Source organism: Albidovulum denitrificans, from assembly GCF_002973535.1.
Classification (GTDB): domain Bacteria; phylum Pseudomonadota; class Alphaproteobacteria; order Rhodobacterales; family Rhodobacteraceae; genus Albidovulum; species Albidovulum denitrificans.
On sequence record NZ_PVEP01000011.1, the window covers coordinates 75,219 to 92,950 of the forward strand.

General features: G+C 66.1%; 17 protein-coding genes. 12 read left to right on the plus strand and 5 right to left on the minus strand.

Features of this window, described 5'->3' with window-relative positions:
* Window positions 1-79 precede the first annotated feature (79 nt).
* The 5 genes from LX70_RS18185 to LX70_RS18205 all read left to right on the plus strand — a co-directional run bounded on the left by LX70_RS18185 (window position 80) and on the right by LX70_RS18205 (window position 2,964).
* Window positions 80-448 (plus strand): hypothetical protein, encoded by a 369-nt coding sequence (locus LX70_RS18185; RefSeq protein ID WP_105516217.1) that lies wholly within the window; start codon window positions 80-82, stop codon window positions 446-448.
* Between the two features lie 94 nt (window positions 449-542).
* Window positions 543-902, plus strand: coding sequence for a hypothetical protein (locus tag LX70_RS18190; RefSeq protein ID WP_105516218.1), 360 nt, complete (start codon window positions 543-545; stop codon window positions 900-902).
* A gap of 42 nt (window positions 903-944) precedes the next feature.
* On the plus strand, window positions 945-1,379 hold the full coding sequence (locus LX70_RS18195; RefSeq protein ID WP_105516219.1) for a copper chaperone PCu(A)C: 435 nt from the start codon (window positions 945-947) through the stop codon (window positions 1,377-1,379).
* A gap of 156 nt (window positions 1,380-1,535) precedes the next feature.
* Entirely contained in the window at window positions 1,536-2,087 is a 552-nt protein-coding gene (locus LX70_RS18200) for a 2OG-Fe(II) oxygenase (RefSeq protein WP_105516220.1), read from the plus strand.
* Window positions 2,088-2,148: 61 nt separating this feature from the next.
* Window positions 2,149-2,964 (plus strand): LOG family protein, encoded by an 816-nt coding sequence (locus tag LX70_RS18205; protein ID WP_105516221.1) that lies wholly within the window; start codon window positions 2,149-2,151, stop codon window positions 2,962-2,964.
* Between the two features lie 9 nt (window positions 2,965-2,973).
* Here the strand turns inward: LX70_RS18205 and pncB are convergent, their stop codons facing one another.
* The 3 genes from pncB to LX70_RS18220 are packed head-to-tail and all read right to left on the minus strand — an operon-like array spanning window position 2,974 to window position 6,588.
* The gene (pncB, locus tag LX70_RS18210) at window positions 2,974-4,266 is read right to left on the minus strand and encodes a nicotinate phosphoribosyltransferase (RefSeq protein ID WP_105516222.1); all 1,293 of its coding nucleotides are present in this window, start codon (window positions 4,264-4,266) and stop codon (window positions 2,974-2,976) included.
* Between the two features lies 1 nt (window position 4,267).
* Entirely contained in the window at window positions 4,268-4,867 is a 600-nt protein-coding gene (gene pncA, locus LX70_RS18215) for a bifunctional nicotinamidase/pyrazinamidase (protein WP_105516223.1), read from the minus strand.
* Between the two features lie 50 nt (window positions 4,868-4,917).
* Window positions 4,918-6,588: a LamG-like jellyroll fold domain-containing protein gene (locus LX70_RS18220; protein WP_105516224.1), complete on the minus strand. Its 1,671-nt coding sequence runs from the start codon at window positions 6,586-6,588 to the stop codon at window positions 4,918-4,920.
* A gap of 143 nt (window positions 6,589-6,731) precedes the next feature.
* Here LX70_RS18220 and trhO point away from each other — a divergent pair, with 143 nt between their 5' ends.
* Window positions 6,732-7,709, plus strand: a complete 978-nt coding sequence (gene trhO / locus LX70_RS18225; RefSeq protein WP_105516274.1) for an oxygen-dependent tRNA uridine(34) hydroxylase TrhO — start codon at window positions 6,732-6,734, stop codon at window positions 7,707-7,709.
* Here the strand turns inward: trhO and LX70_RS18230 are convergent.
* On the minus strand, window positions 7,646-8,824 hold the full coding sequence (locus LX70_RS18230; protein ID WP_105516225.1) for a glycosyltransferase family 4 protein: 1,179 nt from the start codon (window positions 8,822-8,824) through the stop codon (window positions 7,646-7,648). The genes trhO and LX70_RS18230 overlap by 64 nt on opposite strands.
* 253 nt (window positions 8,825-9,077) lie before the next feature.
* Here LX70_RS18230 and LX70_RS18235 point away from each other — a divergent pair, with 253 nt between their 5' ends.
* From LX70_RS18235 to LX70_RS18255, 5 genes are all read left to right on the plus strand, one after another.
* The gene (locus tag LX70_RS18235; protein ID WP_105516226.1) at window positions 9,078-10,490 is read left to right on the plus strand and encodes an O-antigen ligase family protein; all 1,413 of its coding nucleotides are present in this window, start codon (window positions 9,078-9,080) and stop codon (window positions 10,488-10,490) included.
* Complete coding sequence (locus LX70_RS18240; protein WP_105516227.1) at window positions 10,487-11,563, plus strand: acyltransferase family protein; 1,077 nt, start codon at window positions 10,487-10,489, stop codon at window positions 11,561-11,563. Before LX70_RS18235 ends, LX70_RS18240 begins: the two co-directional genes overlap by 4 nt.
* Window positions 11,560-12,069 (plus strand): acyltransferase, encoded by a 510-nt coding sequence (locus LX70_RS21070; RefSeq protein WP_105516228.1) that lies wholly within the window; start codon window positions 11,560-11,562, stop codon window positions 12,067-12,069. The genes LX70_RS18240 and LX70_RS21070 overlap by 4 nt, the downstream gene beginning before the upstream one ends.
* 2 nt (window positions 12,070-12,071) lie before the next feature.
* Complete coding sequence (locus LX70_RS18250) at window positions 12,072-12,767, plus strand: SGNH/GDSL hydrolase family protein (RefSeq protein ID WP_105516229.1); 696 nt, start codon at window positions 12,072-12,074, stop codon at window positions 12,765-12,767.
* A 217-nt stretch (window positions 12,768-12,984) separates the two neighbouring features.
* The gene (locus LX70_RS18255; protein WP_105516230.1) at window positions 12,985-15,225 is read left to right on the plus strand and encodes a LamG-like jellyroll fold domain-containing protein; all 2,241 of its coding nucleotides are present in this window, start codon (window positions 12,985-12,987) and stop codon (window positions 15,223-15,225) included.
* A 71-nt stretch (window positions 15,226-15,296) separates the two neighbouring features.
* Here the strand turns inward: LX70_RS18255 and LX70_RS18260 are convergent, their stop codons facing one another.
* Window positions 15,297-15,557, minus strand: coding sequence for a spike base protein, RCAP_Rcc01079 family (locus tag LX70_RS18260; protein ID WP_105516275.1), 261 nt, complete (start codon window positions 15,555-15,557; stop codon window positions 15,297-15,299).
* Between the two features lie 366 nt (window positions 15,558-15,923).
* On the opposite strand from LX70_RS18260, the gene LX70_RS21075 reads away from it, so the two are divergent.
* Window positions 15,924-17,720, plus strand: a complete 1,797-nt coding sequence (locus tag LX70_RS21075; RefSeq protein ID WP_146111652.1) for a right-handed parallel beta-helix repeat-containing protein — start codon at window positions 15,924-15,926, stop codon at window positions 17,718-17,720.
* Window positions 17,721-17,732 lie beyond the last annotated feature (12 nt).

Here is a 17,732-nt window from a genome sequence, read left to right on the forward strand (position 1 = left end):
ATCTGACCCGCGCGGAATGCCTATGTCAGCGCCAGCGGGAGGACACCCGCACGGGGCAGGCACGGGAAGGCGAAAGACCATGCGCAACGCGGCATTGATGCTGGGAATCATCGGCGGGCTTTTCGCGATGGTGGTCGGGTTCTTCGGCTATGGCTATACCGAGGTGGTGGCGAAACATGCCGAGGTGGGGCAGCTTTTCGGCCCCGTCGAGAACGCGCAACTGATCCGGGTCAGCAGCTTCCTTGCGCCGCTTCTGGCGCTTGCGGGCGGGGCGATGGCCAAGGCGCGCGCGCTGTGGGGCGGCATCCTGATGCTGATCGCGGCGGCGCTGATGTATCACGCCTTCGGCTTTGGCGTCTTCACCATGTTCCCCATCGGCTTTTGCCTTGTCGGCGGCCTTCTTGCCCTTGCGGCGGGCAAACCCGACGAACCGAAGGCGCATTTCTGATCCCTGCGGCAGTTGGTCGCCTTTCCGCCGGACGGCGCGGCCGGACCATCGCCGCACCTTCCCTTCCCCGGACCGGACGCCTAAACTCCCCACCATGAGGACCCGCCCGCTGCAAAGCCTTGTCGCCCTGATCCTGACCGTCGCGATGACGGTCATGGGCTATGGCGCGGCCGCGGCGCGGGGGCAGACCACGGTCGAGGGCCGTGTTCTGGTCCTTTGCTCCGGCGGTGGTCTTATCCAGATCACGCTGGACGAAAACGGCCAGCCCACCGGCAAGTCGCATCTGTGCCCCGACCTTGCCTATAGCGTTCTGGCGGCGATCGACAGCGTTCCACCGCAGGTCATGGCGCCCGCAGGCGTCCTTTCGGAAACGCTGCACCCGGCGCAAAAGGCCACGCTGCGCGCCGACCGCCACACCCGCCCGAATGCCCGCGCCCCTCCGGTCCGGCTCTGAACGCCTATCGACATTCAGACAACCGAACCAAGGAAAACGCAGATGAAACCTCTGAAATTCGCCCTTGCGGCGCTGGCCATGACCGTCGCCCTGCCCGCCTTCGCGCAGGACACCATCACCGTCAAGGACGCCTATGCGCGCTTCATGCCCGGTTCCATGGCCGGGGCGGCCTTCATGGTGATCGAAAACGCGGGCGACGCGGATGACCAGTTGATCGACGCCAAGTCCGACATCGCCGCCAAGGTGGAGCTTCACACCCACAAGGCCGATGCCAGCGGCATGATGCAGATGATCCATGTGCCGGAAGGCTTTGCGATCCCCGCCCATGGCGAACATTCCCTGCAACGGGGCGGCGACCATGTGATGTTCATGGGGCTGAAGGAAAAGCCCGAAAACGGCCAAAGCTTCAGCCTGACGCTGACCTTCGAGAAGGCCGGTGACGTCACCGTCGAGGTTCCCGTCGACATGACGAAGTAACCCGCGCCGGGCCGGGGGCGGCACCCGCCGTTCCCCGGCCGGATTGCGACAGCTGTGTCGCGGGCGGCGCAGACTACCGGGCCGTTCCGGCGCAGATGGCGGGGCATCAGGCCCCGCATCCCGCCGGGCCATTGCCCCGGTCCGCCCGCGCCCCCCATGTTCACCCCCCTGACCCTGCCCGAGGCCTTCACCCCGGCCGAATGCGACCGCATCATTGCCCTTGCGCAAAGCGAACCGCTGGACGAAGCCGGGCTGGTGCGCAACACCGCCGATCACAATATCCGCCGGGCGGAGCTTGCCTGGCTGGACGACCGCGCGGGCGCAGACTGGGTGATGGAGCGGATCATCGCCCTTGTCGCCCGCGCCAACCGCGAAGGGTTCGACTTTGCCCTGACAGAGTTCGCCGAAAGCGCACAGGTCGCCCGCTACGGGGCCGAGCGTGAGGGGCATTTCGACTGGCATTCCGATATCGGCGCGGGCGCGGTGGCCGCGCGGCGCAAGCTGACCATGGTGGTGCAGTTGTCCGAACCGGGCGGCTATCAGGGCGGCACGCTTGAGCTTTGGCCCGACGGTTTCGCGCGCGAGGCGCAGAAGGCACGCGGCGCCGCGACCGTCTTCCCCAGCTTCGTCCTGCACCGTGTGACGCCTGTCACGGCGGGGGAGCGCTGGTCGCTGACGATATGGGCGCACGGACCGGCTTTCCGGTAGCGGTTGGACAATCACGGCGATCCCTGACATCAAAGGGGACCAGACCGCGCAAGGGATACCGATGAACGACGACAGCCGCCGCCACCCGTTCCGCCACAGCCATCAGGATGTCGAGGCGGCCGACCGCATTCCCGACACGCCCCAGACGCGCGCGCCGGCCTATCGCCTTGCCTTCACCGATGCCGAATTCATGTGCCGGGAGGAGCTTCGCCCGGTCCGGTTGCAACTGGAACTGCTGAAGCCGCAGATGATCATGGATGAACGCGGGGTGGAATCCACCGTGGTCATCATGGGCAGCGCCCGCATCCCCGACCCGGAAGGGGCGTCCGAGGGCAAGCCCAAGGGCCTGCGCGGCATGGCGCCGTGGTATGCCGAGGCGCGCAAACTGGCGCAGTTAGTGACAGAGAAAAGCCTTGCCGAATACGGCCGCGAATTCGTCGTCGTGACCGGCGGCGGGCCGGGTATCATGGAGGCGGGCAATCGCGGCGCGGACGATGTCGGTGGCCAGTCCATCGGGCTGAACATCGTGCTGCCGCACGAACAGGCCCCGAACCCCTATGTGACGCCGGATCTGTGCTTCAACTTCCACTATTTCGCGGTGCGCAAGATGCATTTCCTGATGCGCGCGCGGGCGATCTGCATCTTCCCCGGCGGCTTCGGCACGCTGGACGAGATGTTCGAATCGCTGACCCTGATCCAGACCGGACGGATGAAGCCGGTGCCGTTCCTTCTGTTCGGCCGCGACTTCTGGGAAAGCGTCATCAACTGGCAGGCGCTGGCCGATGCGGGCACGATCTCTGCCCGCGACCTTGATCTGTTCCGCTATGTCGATACCGCCGAAGAGGCGGTGGAAATCATCTGCGGCGGCGAAGGCTGAGCGCAGGCCTCAGACGATCACCTCAAGCCGCTCCTGCGCGCCGACGTCGAAGACGCGCTTGTAGCGCGCGACCTCATCGGACGGTCCCATCGCCTTGTTGGGGTTGTCCGAGAGCTTCACCGTCGGTCGCCCATCCGCGCTGACCGCCTTGCAGACGAGGCTGAAGGGGGCGAGCGCGTCGTTCGGGACCAGGCCGCGGAAATCGTTGGTCAGAAGTGTCCCCCAGCCGAAGGAGACCTTGACCCGCCCGGCGAACTTGGCGTGCAGCTCCTCAATCTTCTCGACGTCGAGCCCGTCGGAGAAGATGATGAGCTTCCTTGTCGGGTCCTCCCCCCTCTCCTTCCACCAGCGGATCGCGGTTTCGGCCCCGGTGGCGGGATCGCCTGAATCGATGCGGATGCCGGTCCAGCCCGCCAGCCAGTCCGGGGCGTTCTTCAGAAAGCCCTCGGTGCCGTAGGTGTCAGGCAGGATGATGCGCAGGTTGCCCTCATGTTCCTCATGCCAGTCGGCGAGGACGCGGTAGGGTGCCTGACGCAGGTCGGCATCGGTATCGGCCAGCGCGGAATAGACCATCGGCAGTTCATGCGCGTTGGTGCCGATGGCCTCGATGTCGCGGCGCATGGCGATGCGGCAGTTGGAGGTGCCGATGAAGGCATCCCCCAGCCCCTCGATCATCGCCTGCACGCACCAATCCTGCCAAAGGAAGGAATGACGGCGACGGGTGCCGAAATCGGCGATCTTCAGCCCGTCGATCCTGCGTAACCTCTCGATCTTCTCCCAAAGGCGGGTCATGGCGCGAGCATAGAGGACCTGAAGCTCGAACTTGCCCATCGTGGCGAGGACGGCGCGCGAGCGCAGTTCCATCAGGATGGCGAGTGCGGGGATTTCCCACAACATGACCTCGGGCCACTTGCCCTCGAAGGTCAGTTCGTACTGGTCGCCCTTGCGTTCAAGTTCATAGGGCGGCAGGCGCAGGTTCTCGAACCACTCCATGAAGGTGGGGCTGAACATCTGGCGCTTGCCGTAGAAGGTGTTGCCGCGCAGCCATGTGCTTTCGCCCCGCGTCAGGGTGCGCGAGCGGGCATGGTCAAGCTGTTCGCGCAACTCGCCTTCGTCGATCAGCCGGGCCAGCGGGATGCTTTTCGTCCGGTTGATGAGGGAGAAGACGACATTGGTGTCGGGGCGGTTGCGATGCACCGACTGGCACATCAGAAGCTTGTAGAAATCGGTGTCGATCAGCGACCGGACGATCGGGTCGATCTTGAAGTTGTGGTTATAGACGCGGGTGGCGATGTCGGACATGTCAGGCCTCCAGCCGGACGCCGGCGGCGCGCATGTCGGCCCGCGCCTTGTCGAGCGAGCCGTCAAGGTCGATGGCGCGGCAGGCGCCCTCCAGAACGGTGACGGTAAAGCCGAGCTTCGCCGCGTCGATGGCCGAATAGGCGACGCAGAAATCGGTGGCGAGGCCAACCAGCGTCAGGTCGGTCACGCCGCGCGTGCGCAGATAGCCTTCAAGCCCGGTGGGGGTTTCGTGGTCATTCTCGAAAAACGCCGAATAGCTGTCGATCGCAGCGCGGAAGCCCTTGCGGATGACAAGGTCGGCCGGGTCGGTTTTCAGCGCGGCGTGGAAGGCCGCCCCGTCCGTGCCTTGCACACAATGGACGGGCCAGAGGACCTGTGGGCCATAGGGCATGTCGATCAGGCCAAAGGGCGCGGCGCCGGGATGGTTGGCGGCGAAGGAGGAATGATCGGCCGGGTGCCAGTCCTGCGTCAGGACGCGGACGGGAAAGTCGTCCATCAGCGCGTTGACGCGCGGAATGATCGCATCGCCCCCGGCAACGGCCAGCGCGCCGCCGGGGCAGAAGTCGTTCTGGATGTCGATCACGATCAAGGCTTTGGACATGCGCGCGCTCCCTCACTCCCCCTCATGGGTAGAAAGCCCGCAGGCCCGCGTCAATGGTCGCCGGGCGTCCCGGCGGCCAATGCGGCCCGGATGGCGGCGGTTTCCAGCCCGCCGCTATGGACATGCAGCGTCACCGGCGAGGCGACGGGCGGCACGGCCCAGCTGGCGCCATTGCGCAGCTTGCCGGGGTTGCGCCCGCTGCCGCGGTCGGCGGCATCGTCGCCCGTCGCGTCGTTCAACGTCCAGAGACCGACAAGACCGGGTTCGTTCCCTTCAAGGCGGTTATACATCGCGCCCTGCACCTCTGCTCCGTCCAGCGCCCTGGCCCAGACGCGGGCCTCTTGCAGATAGCCGTCGAAGAACTGGGCAATCGTCGGGCGTCCGCCAAGCTGAAGCTTGAATCCGGGGTCGGCCAGCGCGCCCGCCTTGCCGGTCTGGGAAAACAGCGGCTGGCCGTTGATGAAGACCTTCACCGCGCCGGTCTTGGCGCTGCGTGACACGGCCACGTGGCTCCACTGGTTCGCCGGGATCGACCGCCCGGTCGCGGTCCAGACCCAGCCCTTCACGCCCTCGATGCCGAAGGCAAACTTGATCTCGCCATTCGGGTAGCGGGCAATCTCAAAGCTCTGGTCCTTGTTGAAGAGGATGCCGCCATTGGTGGCGGTGCCGGTGCCGACAGGGTGAACCCAGGCCTCGAACGTGGCGTCGCCCAGATGCGAGAGGCCGCTTTGCCCGGTGATGTCGACAAAGGACCCGGCCCCGTTCATCCGCACCGAATAGTCGCTGTTGCGGTAGCAGTAATCGGCGAAGGCGGCCTTCGCGGCGGCCTGAAGCGTGCTGTCCTCGATCAATGTCCAGATCTCTTTGAGGCCGAAATCGCGGGTGGCGGGGTTGTCGGCGATGGTCGCGACCCAGTGCGCATAGGCGCCGGGGTCGGTCTCCATCAGCGCCACCATGCCCGCATCCCCGCCGTAAAGCCGCGTCCTGGCGCGCGAGGCCTCCCGATAGTCCTTGTCCATCTTGTCCCGCTCGGCCGAGCCGCCGCCCTTGAAATAGGACCCATACTGAAGCTCGAGCTGCGCCGCGATCTTCGACTGGGTCATCGTCTCGGACCGGGTGACAGAGACGAAAAGTTCGGAAAACCCGCCCACCGCGCAGCCGCGGATATAATGGGTTCCGAAATTGCCGAAGAACCTGTCCCAGGCCCGGCGGTCCGGGGCCGAGGTGCAGCCCTTCGGCAGGCCGGACATCGCCGCGCGAAACCCCTTGTCAAGCTCGGGCCGGGTGTCGATCAGATTCTGCGCAAGGGACAGGCCCCACATCTTCTGCGACATCCGGGTCGAGGCGTAGCTGCTGGCGTTCACCTGCTTCTGATCGACATCGTAGCTGGCCGCGAAGGAGGCCCGAAAAAGCCCGAAGCCGCCCGAGACCGAGGCCTTGGCGGCCAGCTTCTCCTCCACCTCGCTCTGGCTTTCGGAGACGTCCTTTTCCAGCAGCCCCGCGCTGCCGGTAGGGTCGATCACGATCCCCTTCGGCACCGAATAGTCCCGGTTGCCCGGCGCGGTATAGGTCCCCGCCGACCAGGCATCGGAATAGGGCCGGTCGTCCCCGGTATAGTCGAGCGTGATGAGACGGGGCTTGTAATTGTCATTGGTGTTTTCGAACGGGTTGAACCCGCAGCCAAGGGCGTCAATGCCCGGCAAGACCTTGTGGGTCGGCATCGCGAAAATCCTTCGATGGGTTGGAAAAATGAACCTTGGGGCGCAATCGTATGGCGGCACTCTACCACGCCTTGCGACGGACAAGGGGCCGGGAATTCCTGACCGCGCTTGTGCGCGGAAGGGCCGGGGTCTATTGGGGGCCGATGTTCACCGTGGCAGCCTTTTACAAGTTCACCCCCTTCGACGATCCCGCCGCGCTGCGACCACCGCTTCTGGCGGCTTGCGAGGCCGTGGGGGTTCGGGGGACGCTGTTGCTCGCGCGGGAGGGGATCAACGGCACCATCGCGGGGACGCGCGCCGGGATCGACACCGCGCTTGCCCATATCCGCGCCCTGCCCGGCTGCGGCGATCTCGACTGGAAGGAAAGCACCGCCGCGGACATGCCCTTCGGCCGCATGAAGGTGCGCCTGAAGCGTGAGATCGTGACGATGGGCGAACCCGATGTCGATCCACGCGCCGGGACCGGGCATTACGTCGCGCCGGGCGACTGGAACGCCCTGATCTCCGCCCCTGATGTCGTCGTGATCGACACCCGCAACGATTACGAGGTCGCCATCGGCACGTTCGAGGGCGCGGTCGATCCCGGCACCCGCAGCTTTCGCGAGTTTCCCGCCTGGTGGCGCGCGAATGCGGGGCGGTTCGGAAACAAGCGCGTGGCGATGTTCTGCACCGGCGGCATCCGGTGTGAGAAATCGACGAACTTCCTCTTGCAGGAGGGCGTGCCAGAGGTCTTTCACCTGCAAGGCGGCATCCTGAAATACCTTGAAGAGGTGGCTGAGGGCGACAGCCTGTGGCAGGGGCAATGCTTCGTCTTCGATCAGCGGGTCAGCGTCGGCCATGCCTTGCGGCAGGGGCCGTATGGCATGTGCCACGCCTGCCGCCGCCCGGTGTCAGAGGCAGACCGGCAGCACCCGGACTATGAAGAAGGCGTGTCCTGCGCCGCCTGCATGGGGGACTATAGCGACGCCGACCGGCAGCGGTTCCGCGAACGCCAGCGCCAGTCCGACCTGGCCCGCGCGCGGGGCGAAAGCCATCTCGGCGCGGAAAGCGCGCCCTCTCAGCGCGCGAGGAAGGCGTCGAGTTTCGCGAAGCGGGCCGGGCCGGCAAGCGACCAGTCATAGGCGAAGGACGCGGCCCTGAGCCGGGCGCCCTGATGGCGGCGCAGCTCTGCATCGGCCGTGTAGCGCGCGACGGCATCGCGGATCGCGGCGACATCGCCTGGCACGACCATGTCGACCAGCCCGGTTTCGGCGCCGAACCGTCCGGCCCCGGCGACGGTGGCGATGACGGGCAGGCCATGGGCCGCGGCCTCATAAGTGGCGATCGGGTCGCCCTCTTCCAGCGAGGGCAGGACCGCGACATCGGCGGCGGCGTATTCGGCCGCCATCCCTTCGGTAAAGCCTGCGGCAGAGACCGAGGGCTGGTTCAGCACATCGCCGTAAAGCTCTTGCAGGAGGGGCGGGATTTCGCCGACGATCCGCAGTTCCGCCCCCTCCGGCACGTTGCGCCAGACCTCAAGCAGGTGATGCAGCCCCTTGCGCACCCCGTCGCGCCCGACAAAGAGGAAGCGCACCGGCCTGCCATCGACCGGCGGACGTTCGGGCAGCGTTTCTGGCACCCAGGTGCCGTATCCCGCCGCGATCAGCCGCCCGGCGGCGGGCGTTCCGGCATAGGAGGCCTCGACGATCGCGCTGGGGGCGAAGACGGCGGAACACATCGCGGTCCGTTCCGCCTGAACCGCGATCCGTTCGGCCGTGATGCCATGCAGCGGCGGTGAACCCAGCGCATCATAGGCCGCGTCCAGAACCTCTTTCGCGACCGCCATGCGGGTGTTGACCGCCTCGATCACGATGGGATTGCCCCGTCTGGCGACCTTTTCATAGGTCTCAAGCGGCGTGTCGGGCCAGAGATAGGCGACCTCGCCCTCTGCCAGGGCGGCGATGAACCGCGCCTGAAGCGGGGTGTCGGCATAGGTGCGCAGAAGCCGGTAGGGCAGACCGCGAAAGACCCTTGGCAGGGCGACGGTCACATTCACCCCGCGCAGACCGTCCCAACGCACGAGCGGCGCATGGAGCGAAACCGGACGCCCGGACCTTGCCGCCGCACGCAACATCGCAACGCAGGTCTGACTGACGCCCGAGGCTTCGACCGGAATGGTCAGAAGCGCCCGCAACGCCCGCATGGGGGCGCGGCGCGGCCACTCCGTCACCGGGGCGGGAACTGGAGAAAGGTCCATGGGGCGGTACTGTGAAAGGGCAAGGGCATGGGAAACATCATCAAGCCTTAGACACGGCCCCGTGACAAGGCAAGATGCCCGCCCCGTCCCTGACCACCCGGTTCCCGAGCGCCGACGATCGGCTGAAAACGGCCATATTGTTACCAATTTCCCCAGGCTATATTCGGCGCCGTATCAGGGCGCGGCGGCCTTATGGACTTCACCCTTGCGCTGATTTAGTCATGGCCCCGCTGGCAAAGAAGGACCTGTCGCCTTGGGCGAAATGACCGCCAACCTTTCCGGGCGCGATTTCCGCGCCGGGCGGACAGCCGCGCCACAGTCGGGCGGCCGCTTCCTTGTGACTTTATCGCTTTTGACGTTGATGCTGCCGATCACCTTTACGATCGGTTCGCTGACGATGACGCCCTCGCGGGCGCTGTTCATGGTCCTGATGCCGATCCAGCTGATCGGGCTTCTGTCCGGGCGTTTCGGCAAGATAACCTATGTAGACTGGCTGATCCTTGCCTATATGTTCTGGCGAACCTTCGTTCCCTTCTATCACAACCCCAATGTCGCGCTTCAATACGCGGGGTCGAACTCGATCATCTTTCTGGGTGGTTACATGGCGGCCCGCGCGATGGTGCGCACGGTCGAGGATTTTCAATACGTCGCGAAGCTGCTCGGCCTCTTCGTCCTCTTCTCATTCCCCTTCGCCATATACGAAACCGTGACGACCCAGTTCGTCTTGCCCAAACTGTTCGAAATGATCCCCGGCGTGACGAGTGTGAAGGATGTCAACTACATCCGTCGCATGGGCCTTGACCGGGTCCAGTTCGTGTTTTCGCACCCGATCCACTACGGACTATTCGTGTCGCTGGTGCTGTCGATCTGGTTCATCTCCCTGCGCGGCGTGATTTCCGGCTTCTGGCGTTGGACCGGCGGCGCGATCATCATCGCATGCTGCTTCTTTTCGGTGTCGAGCGGCCCGTTCCTGTCCCTGATGGTGCAGATCGCGCTGGCCTTCTATGCCTATATCGCCCGGAACCTCGAAAAGATCTGGCTGCGGCTGGGCCTTGTGTTCGGCATCGCCTACCTGATCATTGAACTCGCCTCGAACCGGCCCGCCATCGTCGCGGTGACGTCACGGTTGACCTTCAACAGTTCGACCGCAAACGTCCGCTTCATCCTTTTCGACTATGGCATGGCGCAGGTCTGGCGAACGCCGATCCTCGGGATCGGCTTCCGGCAATGGGACCTGCCGTCCTGGATGACGGGAAGCCTGGACAACTTCTGGCTCGGGCTGGCGCTGGTCTTCGGCGTCCCGGCGTTCCTGTTCCTTTTCCTGGCGATGGTCACGGCCCTTGTCGGGATCGGGAAGCGGCCGTTCAAGAAGGGCGGGCCGCTTGCCAATGCGCGGCTTGGCTGGGGCATCACCATGGTCAGCCTGATGCTGACACTCGCCACCGTCTATGTCTGGAGCGAGGTCGCCTCGCTGATGATGTTCATGATCGGGGCCGGTGTCTTCATGCTGACCGCCACCGATCGCGATGCCGAGGGCGAAGACATCGTTGAGGAGAAGACCAGAGGCGGGATGAGCTTCACCCGCTTCGCCCCGGAGGTCACCCGGACCGGTGTGCCCGCCCGCCCGGCAGCGCCAGCCACCCGTAACCGGACAGGACGAGTATGACGCCATCCTTTTTCGCCAATCGGTCGAACCTTCTCGACACGATCCGGGCCGTCGCCGTGACGATGGTCGTCCTGTTCCATGTCGCCACCCGCTATCCGGCCACGGACCTTGACATCGTCGCGCAGCAGTTCCTGCGCTACGGCTTCCTGGGGGTCGACATCTTCTATCCGCTAAGCGGCTTCCTGATCACGCGCTTCCTTCTGTCGCATACCGAAAAGGGGTCCATCCGCGCCTTCTTCCTGCGCCGGGTGTTTCGGATCATCCCGCTTTATGTCGTCGCGGTGACGATCTTCTTCATCGCTTCCAAGGTGACGCATTACGAAGAGGATGCTCTGGAACGGATCTGGGCGACCTATCTCTTCCTGACCGGCTGGTTCGCCTTTTTCACCGGGCCTGACAGCGTTCCCTACACGATCACATGGTCGCTGTCGGTCGAGGAATTCGCCTATGTCCTCTTCGGCCTGTCTGCCTGGCTTTTGCGCAGGTCCTTTCCGGCGATCCTGGTCTTTTTCGCCATTGCCCCCTTCGTGCTGCGCATCTGGCTTTACGCGCAAGGGTACGAGAACATCTATTACTTCCCGCTCGCCCGGCTCGACAGTATCGCGACGGGCGGGCTGGTCGCGTTGCTGATCCGGCGGGTTCCGCATCTCTGGGCGATCCTCGCGGCGCTTTTGGGTGTTTCGGCGCTGATCGGCCACGGGCAGGGCCCGGTCGCTTCGGCCGCACTGTTCACTACCGTGACGATGGCGACCTGCATGACGATCGCGGCCTGCGAGACGATCCTGCGGGGGCTGCGGGGGCGTGTCTTCGACTGGGCGGCGCAGGTCGGGCTTTATTCCTACTTCATCTATCTCTTCCACTTCTTCGTGCTTTACGCGCTGTTCATGGTCGCGGACCGGCTGGGCCTGGGCCTGCCGCCGTTCTGGATCATGGGGCTGCTCTGCATGGCGGGGACCTTCGCTGCGGCCTATGTCTCCTTCACCTGGTTCGAGGCGCCGTTGATGGCCTTTGGCCGCAAGCTTGAGGCACGGACGCGCGGGCAGGGCCTGATGGCCGAAGGATCGAAGCCATGACCGAACAAGCCGCCCCCCCGCCCCACAAGAAAGCGAAGAAACGCGGTCTCAACCGGCTTTCCGCGCTCCGCAACGTGCTTGTCGATCTCAAGCGGGCCTATCTGACGCGGCTTTGGGGGATGGATATCCATCCGACGGCGCAGTTCTCGCTTTCGGCGAAGCTTGACCGGACCTTTCCCATCGGCGTTCATGTCGGCGCGCAGTCCTATATCGCGTTCGAGGCGCGGATTCTGACCCATGACCGGACGCGCGGTCTCTACCTGCACACGCGGATCGGCGAGAACTGCTTTATCGGCGGGCGGAGCATGATCCTGCCGGGGGTGGAGATCGGGGACAATTGCGTCGTCGGGGCCGGGTCGGTGGTGACGAAATCGGTCCCGCCCCGCTCCATCGTCGCGGGGAACCCGGCCAGGGTCATCCGCTCGGACATCGAGGTCGGCCCCTATGGGCGGTTCACGGACGCCGATGCGCGGGAAAGTGCGCTGGCCGAGCAGGGTCTGGCCTGAGGATGCGGCGCGCGGCCACAGCGGTGGCGGGCGCGGTTCTGGTCCTTCTTGCCGTGGCGCTGTTCGTGAGGCCCGGAAAGGTGCCGGGCGATCTGGGCGACGTTCCGTCCGCGACCGGGCGCGATATCCCCGCCACGCTGCACCTTGTGGCGGCGGGGACAAGCCTGACCAGCCGGGGGTCCTGGCCCGACGATCTGGGCGCGCGGCTGGGGCGCTGCCTTGGCGTCCCGGTGGTGGTGGACCGTGTGGCGAAGGCCGGGGCAAACTCGGACTGGGGCCTTGCGCAGGTGCCAGGGATCGTGGCGCTTTCGCCCGATCTGGTCCTGATCGAATTCGCGATCAACGATGCGGATATGCTGGACGGCGTCGCGCTTGAGCGTTCGCGCGGCAACCTTCGCGCGATCATCGCCGGGGTGCGGGACGGACAGCCCGAGGCGCTGATCGTCGTCGCCTCGACCAGTCCGGTCTCGGGCCTCAGAGGGGCGAAACGGCCCTTTCTGGGGGAGTATTTCGCCGCGGCCCGGTCGGTCGCCGAAGACGCGGGCGCGGCCTTCTTCGACGGCACCGCGCGGTGGCGGGCGGACCCGCGACCGGGTGACCTGACCGACGGGCTGCATCCGGCGGACGCGGCCGCCGCGCGCGTCGTCGCTCCGGCGCTGGCCACCTTCCTTGGCGCCGCCTACGGCAGGGATTGCTGAAAGGGAAGCGCGCCGCGCGCCGCAGCGCCCGCAGGCGCAACGCCCGCCTGCCCGATGCTATGAGGTCGGGGGCAATCTGCCGGGATCGCCCTTCCCCATCCAGCCTGCGAGCGATGGTGTCCGGGGCGGCCCGGCGCCATTCACCGGACGAGCGCCGATGTTTTCCCGGCCCGGCCGGTCCCTGTTGCGGCGCAAGTCCCGCAAGAGGGGACATGACATGATCTCGCTTTCATCGCTTTCGGTCCTGCGGCGCGAGGGGCGCGGAACCCCGCCGGTCGCAACCGGCACGGTTTCCATCGCCAACTTCTCCCGCGACCGGACCCTGTTCGACAGCGGCGCGGCGCTTGGCCAGAACAGCGCGGACATCGCGATCCATGGCACCGGCACGGCGGCGGAGGTCATTCAGGCGCGGGCCTTTTCGACCGATGACGGGGGCGCGACGTCCACCGCCTGGGCCGATGTTGCGACGACCGATGCCAATGGCGACTGGGTCGCGACGATCTCCGCGCCGCGCAGCGCGTCGTGGTACCGGGTGCAGGTGCGGCTGAAGACCTCCCCCCCCGTCAGCGCCCAGACCGCGACGCGCTTCGGCGTCGGCCATGTCATCGCCATCTGGGGCCAGTCGGAGCCGGAACGCCTGCTTTCCACCTTTCAGGACGTCACGACGCCGCCCGCGATCACCGATGACGAGGCGGTGCAGATCCTTCACGGCGCGGCCGGCACGCCCGCGCTGCATTTCGTGACCCAGGCCGCCCCGATGACCGCGGCGGTCGCGGCGCTGGCCGATACGCTGATCGCCAGCCGACCGGGCGAGAAATTCGCGGTGGTGTTCCAGACCGTGTCCGGCACCGACCCGCGCGCCCTGGTCAATGACGCCGACACGACCCGCAACTGGGCCGATGACCGCGCGCTGCATGATTTCGCCACCGCCGATGGCCAGCAGGTCGGTATCGCGGCGATGTCGTGGTTCGCGGCGCCGGGCAATCTTGGCGCGAATTACGGCGAGGCGATGTTCCCGCTGTTCTCCGGCAAGACGGCCGCGGGCGCGGCGCTGAGCTTCCCGACCGACATCACCTATGGCGGCGGATCAAGCTATCACGCCGATCACTGGTTCGGAGAGCTTTACGACTACGCCCATACCCGCTGGATCGCCTATGGCCCGCACCGCTTCGACATCACCGCCGACATGGCGGATGCGACGCATCTTCTGGGCGGCGCGGTGCAGGCGAACATGGTGAACAAGCAGGCCGCGCGGACAAGCTGGCGGGCGATGCTGTCGCTGCCCGACGCGACCATGTTCCTGCCGCTGGGGCTTGAGCCGCTAAGCTATGTGAACGGCTATGACGACGGCGCGGGCGGCTGGACCGACCTTGCCCACCCCTCGGGGCTGACGGCGGACGGGCGGCAGGCGTTCGGGCGCCTGACGGCGGCGTCGGTCCTTCAGGCGGCGGGGCTGGTCGGCTGGCCGGTCCCGGTCTTCGACAACTGCCTGTGGGAGCAGACCGGCGCCTGGGTAGAGGTCTGGTGTTCGGCCGGGCCGGTCACGACCACGCGCCTTGCCCGCGCCGAGGCGCCGCTGGACACCACCTATCCGCACTGGACCGAGGTGATGGGCTTTCAGATCAACGGCCAGCCCGCGGGCAACACCCAGATCGCCGCCGGGCGGGTGCGCATCTTCCCCGAAAGCGGGCCTTTCACCCATGCCGACCTTCTGACCTATGGCGACGGCGGCGCGACCGGCGCGCTGAAATTCCCCGAGGATCTGTCCATCGGCGTGTGGAAGAACCTGCCGATCGTCGATCTGGGCGTCGCGGGGCTTGCGGGCATCCCGGTCAGCAGCCTGCCGGACGCGGGCGTTCTGGCCAATACGCTGCCCGCAGGCTCGGCCAGTTTCACCACCTCGGCGACCGGCCCCTATTACCTCGACACGCAGAACGTGCCTGCGGGGGTGACCGGGATCACCTTCGCCGCCCGCTTCCGCCTGCCCGCGCTGCCCAGCGGGGCAACGCAGATCCTGTTCTCACAGGCCTCTACCGGCTTTGACGTGGAGATCATGAATACCGGCCACCTTCGCGTGACGGTGGAGGACGGGGCCGGCGCGAAGATGCTGAGCAGCGAGATTGTCAGCCTCGGCCTGGCGGCGGGGGTCTGGTATGACATCGTCTGCGCCGCCGATCACGCCGCCGCGCATCTGATCGTGACGCTGGACGGCGTCGTGGCGGCGACGGTTCCCTATACCGCCACCGGCAACGGGGTGTTCCAGAGCAACCGCGCCCTGGGGTTCCTTGGCCGCAACAACGGCAGCCTGCAACTTGTCGGGGATGTCGAATACCTCAACGTCTGGCTCAGCGCGACGGCGACCGGCGCCCCGCCTGCGGGCGCGCCCTACAAGACGATCACCGGCCCTGCCGCAACGGCGAATGGCGATGCGTGGAAGCGCGGCAGCGACGCGGTCTGAGGGCTGCGCATAAAACAAGGACGGCGCGGGGGTCCGCGCCGTCCTCAGCGGTCTCTCCCATATCCGGCCGCCTACCAGAGCGCGACGAGGGCCGAGGCCGTCGTGCCGGTCGCATAGACCCGGCGGACGCGCACCGGCAGGATCGTTCCGCCCGACACGGCTTCGAAGGTCACGTCCTGCCCCCCCGCCATCCTGACCGTCAGGTTCCCGCCCTGCCCCACGAACAGGGCGCGCGGCATCATGCTGAGATCGCCAAGATCGTCCGGCACGATCGCGATCGCGTCGCGCCCCGGTGCGGTCAGGGTCGTCGGGTAGTCGGCAAACTTGTCCATCGTCTTGATCCTTTCTGGGCTGGGCCGCGGGACGGCTGCCATTCGCGTTGCTGCCGCCTTTGCCGGTCATCTCCGGGGCCTGCGCGGGACAGCGCGCCCCCCGGATTCGCGGCTACGGCGCCCAGACTCTCGCCAAAGGGGATCAAGGCATTATTTAGCCACCGTACGGTTGAGTTTGTTTCTTTCGCGAAAACGCTGTCGTCCTCCATCTCGGCGGGAACATGCCGATTGGATTTGAATTGTAGGTAAATTTCTGAACGAAAGGCCCCCAGCGAACACATGGGGACTGCATTTATGCCCAATCTTTGCCATGTTGAACCGCATTGTTCGGACCCAGGACACACTCACCGACCAAAGGAATATACCATGAAAATCGTCCCTCCCCTGCTGGTGGCAGGCATGGGCCTGACTGTCCTGGTTACGCCTGCAGCCGCAGCCGACTATTTCATTCAGGCGCAGACCCCCGGACCTGTCACGGGTTCGGCGCTGAACGCGATCTCGCTTCAGGCCACGACCGAAAAGCCGAAGGCCGAGGAAGAGTCGCTTCGCACCCGCTCTGCCATTGCGGTCAGCCCGGCCAAGGCCAAGTGGACGCGCGCCCGCAAGGAAGGCGAAACCTCGGCCGGGACCTCGGACGAGCCGTTCAGCACCGGCGGCGAGACCACGACCGGCGGGGAAACCACCACCGGCGGCGAGCCGGGTTTCGGGGGCGAGCCCACCTCGGGCGGCACGACCGAAACCTCGGGCGGGACCACGACCGAGGGTGGCGGGACGACCGAAGGCGGTTCCACGGCTGAGGGCGGTTCCACAACCGAGGGCGGGACGACCGAAGGCGGGGCGACTGGCGGTACGACGGACAGCTCCGGCGGCACGACCGACACCTCCGGCGGCACGTCGACCTCTACCGGCGGCGCCACCGGCAACACGGTCGTTCCCCCGACCCAGATCAGCGTCTCCGGCCCCGCGCCGACCATCAGCGCCAGCCAGACCTACAGAAGCTTTGACGCCCTCGCGCTGTCCAACAAGCTGACCGGCGGCGACCGGGTCTTTTTCCTCGACGGCTATCACGGGCCGCTGGTGGTCAAGGGGATGAAGTTCACCTCGCCAGTCCTGTTCGCGGCGATGCCGGGCCAGGTCGCCCATGTCGATGGCATCTCGGTGCGCAGCTCCAGCAAGATCATCTTTCAGGGCCTGAAGGTCTGGCCGACCGCCGCGCAGCCGGGGCCCAGCCCGCTTGTCAGATCCATGGCGGATTCCAGCGATCTGGTCTTCCAGGACCTCGACGTCCGCTCGGTCGCGAATGCCGCGAACTATGTCGGCTGGACCGTCACGGACTGGAACAACAACAAGCGTGACGCCTTCCTGATCGACGGCGCCCGCCAGTCCGTGATCGGCAACCGTGCGACCGGCATCTTCAACGGCGTCCAGATCACCGGCACCGGTTCCTACGCCGACAGCAATATCGTCGACGGGTTCAGCGGCGACGGCCTGCGCGCGCTTGGCAATAACTCCATCGTGCGCCGCAACAAGGTGCAGAACTGCGCCCAGACCTCGGCTTCGCACCTCGACGGTTTCCAATCCTGGTCGCGCGGCTCCGACGGCAGGCCGGGGACCGGCACGGTGCGCAACCTGACGATCGAGGACAACAAGATCTTCGAATGGGTCTCCCCCCAGGTCAGCCCGCTGCGCTGCCAGCTTCAGGGCATCAGCATGTTCGACGGGATGTTCGATGGCGTCATCGTTCGCAACAACGTCGTCGCTACCTCCAGGTATCATGGCATCACGATCAACGGCGCGCTGAACAGCAAGATCGTGAACAACACCGTCGTCAACATCACCGGCCAGAAGACCAATTATCCCTGGATCATGCTGTCGCCGCACAAGAACGGGACGCCTTCCAAGAATGTCGATGTCGCCAACAACCTGGCGATGGACATCCGGGTGAAGCCCAACCCGAGCCTTGGGCATACGGTTCTGAACAACGTCATCCCCGGCAGCATCTTCAATGACTTCACCGCGCCGGGCAATCAGGACTACACGCTCAAGTCCGGGTCTTCGGCGATCGACAAGGGCGCTGCCGCCTATGCGCCGCAGGACGACCTGGTGGGCGCCGCCCGTCCGAAGGGCAAGGCGCCTGACGCCGGGGCTTACGAAAGCTTCTGAGGGCACGCCCAG

What these genes read in the sequence shown, in the direction of transcription:
- LX70_RS21075 (WP_146111652.1), top strand. Translation starts at nt 15,924, where the DNA reads ATGAAAATCGTCCCTCCCCTGCTGGTGGCAGGCATGGGCCTGACTGTC.
- LX70_RS18240 (WP_105516227.1), top strand. Translation starts at nt 10,487, where the DNA reads ATGACGCCATCCTTTTTCGCCAATCGGTCGAACCTTCTCGACACGATC.
- LX70_RS18250 (WP_105516229.1), top strand. Translation starts at nt 12,072, where the DNA reads ATGCGGCGCGCGGCCACAGCGGTGGCGGGCGCGGTTCTGGTCCTTCTT.
- LX70_RS18190 (WP_105516218.1), top strand. Translation starts at nt 543, where the DNA reads ATGAGGACCCGCCCGCTGCAAAGCCTTGTCGCCCTGATCCTGACCGTC.
- LX70_RS18230 (WP_105516225.1), bottom strand. Translation starts at nt 8,824, where the DNA reads ATGGACCTTTCTCCAGTTCCCGCCCCGGTGACGGAGTGGCCGCGCCGC.
- trhO (WP_105516274.1), top strand. Translation starts at nt 6,732, where the DNA reads ATGTTCACCGTGGCAGCCTTTTACAAGTTCACCCCCTTCGACGATCCC.
- LX70_RS21070 (WP_105516228.1), top strand. Translation starts at nt 11,560, where the DNA reads ATGACCGAACAAGCCGCCCCCCCGCCCCACAAGAAAGCGAAGAAACGC.
- LX70_RS18205 (WP_105516221.1), top strand. Translation starts at nt 2,149, where the DNA reads ATGAACGACGACAGCCGCCGCCACCCGTTCCGCCACAGCCATCAGGAT.
- LX70_RS18195 (WP_105516219.1), top strand. Translation starts at nt 945, where the DNA reads ATGAAACCTCTGAAATTCGCCCTTGCGGCGCTGGCCATGACCGTCGCC.
- pncA (WP_105516223.1), bottom strand. Translation starts at nt 4,867, where the DNA reads ATGTCCAAAGCCTTGATCGTGATCGACATCCAGAACGACTTCTGCCCC.
- LX70_RS18220 (WP_105516224.1), bottom strand. Translation starts at nt 6,588, where the DNA reads ATGCCGACCCACAAGGTCTTGCCGGGCATTGACGCCCTTGGCTGCGGG.
- pncB (WP_105516222.1), bottom strand. Translation starts at nt 4,266, where the DNA reads ATGTCCGACATCGCCACCCGCGTCTATAACCACAACTTCAAGATCGAC.
- LX70_RS18260 (WP_105516275.1), bottom strand. Translation starts at nt 15,557, where the DNA reads ATGGACAAGTTTGCCGACTACCCGACGACCCTGACCGCACCGGGGCGC.
- LX70_RS18185 (WP_105516217.1), top strand. Translation starts at nt 80, where the DNA reads ATGCGCAACGCGGCATTGATGCTGGGAATCATCGGCGGGCTTTTCGCG.
- LX70_RS18255 (WP_105516230.1), top strand. Translation starts at nt 12,985, where the DNA reads ATGATCTCGCTTTCATCGCTTTCGGTCCTGCGGCGCGAGGGGCGCGGA.
- LX70_RS18200 (WP_105516220.1), top strand. Translation starts at nt 1,536, where the DNA reads ATGTTCACCCCCCTGACCCTGCCCGAGGCCTTCACCCCGGCCGAATGC.